Here is a 6,679-nt window from a genome sequence, read left to right as displayed (position 1 = left end):
TGGGGGGGGGGGGCGGGGGGGGCGGGGGGGCGGGCGGCCCAGCGGGCCCTCGGCACGATTCCCGGGTGTGCTCGCAGTACCAGCGTGGGGCTGGGCCCGGCTACGACGGTCAGGGGTGAGGCGGTGGCCCAGTCGAGTGTGACGCCCGCGACGGTCAGGCCGAAGGGCCAGCGGGCGATGGTGCCGGCCGGGATCACCATCGGTCGGTCCGGCCAGACCAGGGAGCCGCGGCCGGTCTCGATGCGGAACTGCGTCGCCGGGTGGTCTTCCGGTGGTTCGTGCGGTTGGTGCCTGTTGAGGAAGAGGAAGCCCTGGTGGCCGTCACTGCGGATGGCCCAACGCAGAGTGTCGCGGTCGTGGAGGTCCCTCGGCATGACCGCCGGGAGCGTGGAGTTGAGGGTGACAAGGAGGGGGCCGAAGGTCTCCACGAAGGCGTTGTGCTCGCGCAGGAGCGCCAGGGTCGGCGAAGGGAGTCCGGACGCCCCGATCGGCGCGTGGAAGTCGTAGTCGAACCGCGGCAGGTCGTTGGGGGAGCCGGTGCGATGGGACTCCTCCATACCGTGGGTGCCCGCCGGGTTGGTGCCGCCCGCGTACATGTAGAAGCCCTGCCAGGCGGACCCGTTGCCGAGCTTCACGTTCGCGACGGCTGCGGGGTCGGCGGCTGCCGGAAGCGGGCGACGGTGGTAGGCGGTGGCCATGCCTCCGCCTAGTTCACACGTCGCCGTCGGCAGCGAGGTGTCGAACCCGGCGTGCTGTGCCGGGACGGGCTGCGCGCCGGGCCGGTCGGTGCCGACGCCGGGGTCGTTCCAGGTGTGGGAGAAGAAGAAGTGCTCGCGGAAACTGGCGTCCCACGGCGCGTCCCAGTCGATCCAGAACCCGTCGGAGTAGCCCCCGAAGAGAGGCAGGACCTCGTGTGGCGGGAGCTCGGCCCCACCCCACGCGGTGGCCGTCCACACCGGGGCGCTCAAGCCGGCGGCCCGGGCCGTCCGTTTGAGCGTGCGGATGTGTTCCGGCTGGTCGTAGAGTTCGTTCTCGATCTGGATGCCGATGACCGGGCCCGACGGCCCGCACAGGGATGCCAGTTCACGTCCGAGTGCGCCGAACCATGCTCCCACAAGGACGAGGTAGGCCGGGTCGTCCTTCCGGATCCGCGTACCCGTGGCCAGCACCCAGTCGGGAAGACCGCCGTTGCGGCACTCACCGTGGCACCAGGGGCCGATGCGCAGTACCACGGCCAGGCCCGCGTCCGCCGCCTCGCGGACAAAGCCGGCGATGTCGAGGTTCCCGTCGAACCGGACCCGCCCGCGCGTCTCCTCGTGGTGGATCCAGAACACGTAGCTGGCGGCGACGGTGATCCCGGAGGCACGCATGATCCGCAGCGTCTCCGCCCAGCGGCTCCTGGGGATGCGGCTGTAGTGCAGCTCGCCCGACACCGGCATCCAGGGCTCACCGTCACGCTCCACGTAGCGGTTGGTGAGGGAGATCCGGTCGTGGCGGTCCACCTCGTTGCTCATCGCGGGTCTCGTGAGCGGACCGGGCCAGGGGCGCGGCCTGACGACGGGCATGGCGGAAGCAATGAGCGGATTCATGTGATGGGGTCCCAGCTGAGGTGAGGAGGTAGTCGCGAAGGAAGCGCCGTGCGTCAGCCCTTGACGGCCCCGTTGGTCATTCCCGCGACGATCTGCCGGTTGAAGAAGACGTACATGATCAGCGGAGGGATGGTGACGAGGAGGATGTCGGTGAAGAGCAGGTTGTACTGACTCAGCGTCTGCGTCTGGAAGTTGAACAGCGTGAGCTGAACCGTCGCGGTGTCGCTGCCCGGGAGGAAGTAGAGAGGCCCGGTGAAGTCGTTGAAGACGGCGACCGACTGGACGACGATGATCGTGACGATCACGGGCCTGAGCAGCGGGAACACCACTTGGAAGAACAGGCGGACAGGCCCGGCCCCGTCGATGACGGCGGCCTCGTCCAGCTCCCGGGGGATGGTGGCCACGAAGGCGCGGAACAGCAGGATGCACAGGGACAGTCCGTAGGTGGCCTCGATGAGGATCATGCTGCCGAGGGTCTTGAACAGACCCAGGCCCTGCAGCAGCCAGATCGTCGGCACCACCGCCGGTGGCACGATGAGTCCTGCCAGGACGAAGAAGTTGATGACCGGGTTGAGGCGGCTCGGGCGGCGTTGGAGGACGTAGCCCGTCATCGCGGCCAGCACCACCATGATCGTCACACTGACCACGGTCAGGACGCCGCTGTTGACGAACGCCTTCAGCAACATGTCGTCGTTGTAGGTGAGGACGTCGCCGATGTTCTGCCATACGACGATCTCGGACGGCCAGGCGAAACTCATCTCCGAGGCTTCCGCCGGGTCCTTCAGCGCCTGGATCACGATGAAGGCGAACGGCAGGAGGAAGACCACGAAGGAGACCAGGATCGCGATGGACCCGATGACGTAGCGCTGGGTCTGCTGCCGCCTCACAGCTCGGCCTCCTTCTTGTTGAAGTAGCGGGACACCGGGATCATGATCGCGGTGACGACGACGAACAGGATGACGTTCCCCGCGGTGGAGAGGCCGTAGAAGCCGGCCTGGTACTGCTTGTAGATGACCGAGGCGATCACGTCGCTGGAGAAGCCCGGGCCGCCGCCGGTCATGGTCCAGATGAGGTCGAAGGACCGCAGTCCTCCGATGAGGGAGAGGATGACCACCGACCCGATCGCGGGCCTCGACAGGGGCAGGGTGATGGTCCGGAAGACGCGCCAAGCCCCGGCGCCGTCGACTCGTGCCGCCTCGAAGTACTCCTGCGGGATGGCGACGATGCCCGCGATCAGGATGAGCGTGGCTACACCGACGCCCTTCCAGATGTCGACCGCGGCGACCGTGAACAGGGCCAGATGGGGATCCGTCAGCCAACCAGGGCCCTGGACGCCGAACCAGCCCAGTACGCCGTTGACGGCGCCGTGGTAGGGGTCGAGCAGAGACTTGAACGTCAGCCCGACGCCGACGGTGGACACCAGGACCGGGAAGAACACGACCGCGCGAAGGTAGCCGCGGCCCAGGACCTGCGACGTCAGCAGGACCGCCAGGCCGAACCCGATGACGACCTTGGCCGCGGAGGTGACGGCACCGTAGATGAAGGTGTTGATGAACGACCCGTACAGTTGGGGGTCGTCGAAGAACTCGGTGAAGTTGTCGAAGCCGATGAACTGGGTGTCGAACAGGGTCCACCGGGTCAGCGCGAAGTAGAGCGAGACCATGGTCGGCACGGCGAAGAAGACCACGTACAGCGCCGACCCGGGGATGTGGAACCACCGCGGGTACAGCGAGTTCAACTTCGGCTTGCGCACCCGGTGGGCGGCCTCGGCGGGAGCGGCCGCCGTGGACCCGGCCAGGGGGCCTGCGAGTGTTTTCATGTCATGTCTCCGGAGTCGGAGGGGCGGGCGCGCGGCGCCCGCCCCTGCTCGGCACTTGGACGGCTCTGGGTCACCAGCCCTTCAGGCCGAGCTGCTGGGCCTGCTTCTTCACGTCCTGGTCGTACAGCGACGCGCCCTTGGCAGCCGAAGTGATGCCGGAGCCGACCTGGATCGCGATGCTCTCCAGGTTCGGTCCCTTGACGGGTGACTGGAACTCCAGTGCGACAGCTGTCCTGCCCGAGCCGGTGTACTTTTCGATGTCCGCCAGCAGGGAGGGCGCGTCGGTCGGGAGCGTGCAGGTGGAGATCGCGTACGGGCCGGAGGCGCTCAGATCCTTGTTCTGGATGGCGCAGCCCGCTGAGCCGTTGACGAACGCGATGAACTTCTTGGCTGCGTCGAGCTTGCCACCCGTGGTGGTCTTCGGGATGTAGAGAGCACTGGGCTCCCACATCGTCAGGGTCGTGTCGGAGGCATCGTCGGCGGGCAGGGCGAAGAAGCCGACGTTGTCCACCTCGGCCGGCTCGTTCTGCACGATCGTGGCTACGAGCGAGCTCAGCATCGGGTACTGGGCGGCGCTGCCATCGGCGACCGCCTTCAGGCCGTTGACGTTCGTCATCGACGCGAAGTCCTTGTTCAGCAGGCCGCCGTTGTGCAGGTCGGCCAGATGCTGCCAGCTCGTCAGGGCGGGCCGGTTCACGTACTTCACCTTGTTGGCCGTGTACTTCGAGGCCCAGTCGGGGTCCTGTGCCTGCACGTTCGCGTAATCGGCGAGAATCATCATCTGGGCGGTCCAGGTGTCACCGTAGGTCTGCAGCACCGGTGCGACCGAGGGGTCATCGGCCTTGATCTTCTCGCTGTTGGCGAGGAACTGCGCCCAGGTCGTCGGCACCGAGAGGCCGAGTTTCTTGTAGACGTCGCGGTTGTACATCACGCCGCCGGCGAGCGTGGTGCCCATCGGGGCCCCGTACAGGCCCTTGCTCGTACTCACGGACGACTTGAAGCTGTCGGACAGCTTGCCCGCCCAGGACTGGGCGCCGAGGTCGACCAGACTGGTGTCGGGGTTCAGCGCCTGGAGGAGGGACCCGGAGTTGTAATAGAAGACGTCCTCCATCTCGCCGGTCGAGAGCTTGGTCTTCACCAGGTTGTCCGCGCTCTGGCCGCCAGGCTGGGTCTCGAGCTTGACCTTGATGGTCGGGTTCGCCTCCTCGAAGGCCGCGATGAGGTCCTTCGCCGTGGTGGTGTTCGTAGTGTCGCTCCCGGTGAGGAACGAGATCGTGGTCTTCCCTCCGGACGACGTGTCATCGCCCGTGGAGCAGGCAGCGAGCGTGGTACCGGTCAGAGCCACGACGCCGACCAGCATGGCGACTTGGGGAAAGCGCGTGATCTTCATCTTCGTCTCATCCTTGAGTAGACGTTCCGATCCTTGAGCAGGCGGATCCACGGCATGCCGGGCAGGCATCCGCCTGTCGATGTGCTGGGTTGCGATCGGTGTTGGATCGCTGGGCGCCCGGGGCGAGTCGGGGACCGGGGAGTTCAGAGGGAAGCGACGGGCGTGGGGCGCCTGGGCGTACGCGGAGCAGCCACCGCTCCTTGCTGCGGCTCATCGCCGCTGTGCGGCCTCGGCAGGTGGGGACCGACCGGCGGGGCAGTTGGTCGCCGGGGCTGCCGGCCGGAGTACGACCGAGCCGTAGTACGGGGCCCGCACGTCTCCCGCACGGGCGCCGCCGCCTCGCCCGCCTTACGGAATTCAGGGCGGGAATTCTGCTGCAATTGCCCCGACCAGCAGTGTCCGGCCCAGGTTTCAGAACGGCACCCAGAGGTTGGTGCGAGCCGTCACTCTTTGCTGTCGGGGGCGCCATGTGCTGGTATTGCTGGCCCTGTACAGCGGCTTCATCAGAATACCCGGCCATTTCCTGTAGGCCTGCCAGTTCTCCCACGCGCATTCACCTCCCTTCCGTGAAGGGACTCGCCCGCACGGAATGATTCGCACCCGGAAAGCTCTGCACCTGCCGTCCGACGGCTCCCAGTTCGGTGGGAAGCCGGCTTCACAGGGACCGGGTGGCTCGGGGCGGCACCGGCTGCGATGCCTGTTCAGCCCCAGAGATGTCCCGCGCATATGCCTTCTTTCGACTTGCCGCAATGGGTTGCGCCAGGCGTGTGGCGGAGCGCGACGACACAGGTCTCCTGGTGTTTCACCGGTGTTTCCCCAAAGCGAGAAAGAAGCTATGTCTGGAGCCGGTCCCCTTGATAGCCTCGGAGAAACCTCAGTTAGCACGAAACGCACTTCGGCCCGAGGTGTCGACTGCTCAGGCGTGTTCGTGCCAAACGGTCTTGAGATCACACCCGCAGGCCCCCGGGGCGTACGAAGCGTCTCTCCGCCGCCGATTGCGCGTCTACCGCCGTTCGCCGCGGCCCACAGCATCTGGCGCGTGCCATCAAGGCGATGGGCCACCCGGGCACCGCCCCATACCATCCTCGCTACCGGGCCGGGCAGGTTCGGCGGATCGAGCCGCGCAGGGACTTGCCTGCGGCCGCGTAATCGTACGAGGCACTCAGCGACAGCTGGTCCAACTGGAAGCGCACTTTGCACAGTTGGCCGGGTGCGCTGAGGTGATGGACTAGGGCGCTTCTGATGGCTCTTGGTCAGCCTCCGAGTGACCACTCCGCCCGGACGCGGGGCACCTCGTGAGGCAACGGCCGCCTCGCCGGGCTCACCCGCGCCAACCCTGGGGCGGCTTCAAGATCCGTCAGAAGCACCCTGTTCCGGACTTGACATCCAGGCTCGGTGCCCGGATGCCCGGGTGCCCGCCGAGACCGGAGACGACCTCAACCGGTTGGCCGACGCCCGGGGCCTGAAGGCGTAGGCTGGCGCCGCACCCATCGCCTGGGCCTCCGACGAGAAGTCGAGGTTCACCCACCGGTGGGTGAAGGACGACCGCCTCAACAACGCCGGCCACGTCTGGGCCTTTCCGTCATCGCCGTTTCGACGGGGCCAAGGCGCCCGCGCAGGCCGCTACGGCCACAGGGACTGGCACGCGGCCGCCCGAAGGAATCCCGTCAACCGCATACGCGGCCGGTTCTATCACTGCCTTCAGCACCGCGCGTTGCCCGACGAGCACTTCGCCTTCCCCATCGAACCCGCCGTCGTACCTTGGCACTTTGCACCTGAGGTATCTGTGCGGTCACAGCACCTGCCGGAGGCCGGGTGCAGACGATCGCCCCTCGGTGGGTCCGCAAGGTCGAGCAGGTGTCCTGAAGGAACCGAAAGGTC

General features: G+C 67.1%; 4 protein-coding genes. All 4 read right to left on the bottom strand.

The features are described from left to right. Window positions 1-1,514 (bottom strand): beta-galactosidase (locus HLK59_RS22450; protein ID WP_206327445.1); only part of this gene is annotated, 1,514 nt, incomplete at its 3' end. Window positions 1,515-1,642: 128 nt separating this feature from the next. Next, window positions 1,643-2,476, bottom strand: coding sequence for a carbohydrate ABC transporter permease (locus tag HLK59_RS22445; protein WP_171143281.1), 834 nt, complete (start codon window positions 2,474-2,476; stop codon window positions 1,643-1,645). After that, window positions 2,473-3,408: a sugar ABC transporter permease gene (locus HLK59_RS22440; RefSeq protein ID WP_171143280.1), complete on the bottom strand. Its 936-nt coding sequence runs from the start codon at window positions 3,406-3,408 to the stop codon at window positions 2,473-2,475. The genes HLK59_RS22445 and HLK59_RS22440 overlap by 4 nt, the downstream gene beginning before the upstream one ends. A 70-nt stretch (window positions 3,409-3,478) precedes the next feature. After that, on the bottom strand, window positions 3,479-4,798 hold the full coding sequence (locus tag HLK59_RS22435) for an extracellular solute-binding protein (RefSeq protein WP_171143279.1): 1,320 nt from the start codon (window positions 4,796-4,798) through the stop codon (window positions 3,479-3,481). Window positions 4,799-6,679: the final 1,881 nt, after the last annotated feature.

The organism is Streptomyces sp. S3(2020), assembly GCF_013044505.1.
Taxonomy (GTDB): Bacteria; Actinomycetota; Actinomycetes; order Streptomycetales; family Streptomycetaceae; genus Streptomyces.
The sequence above is the reverse complement of the archived record's forward strand: the minus strand, read 5'-3'. Positions and strand labels throughout refer to the sequence as shown.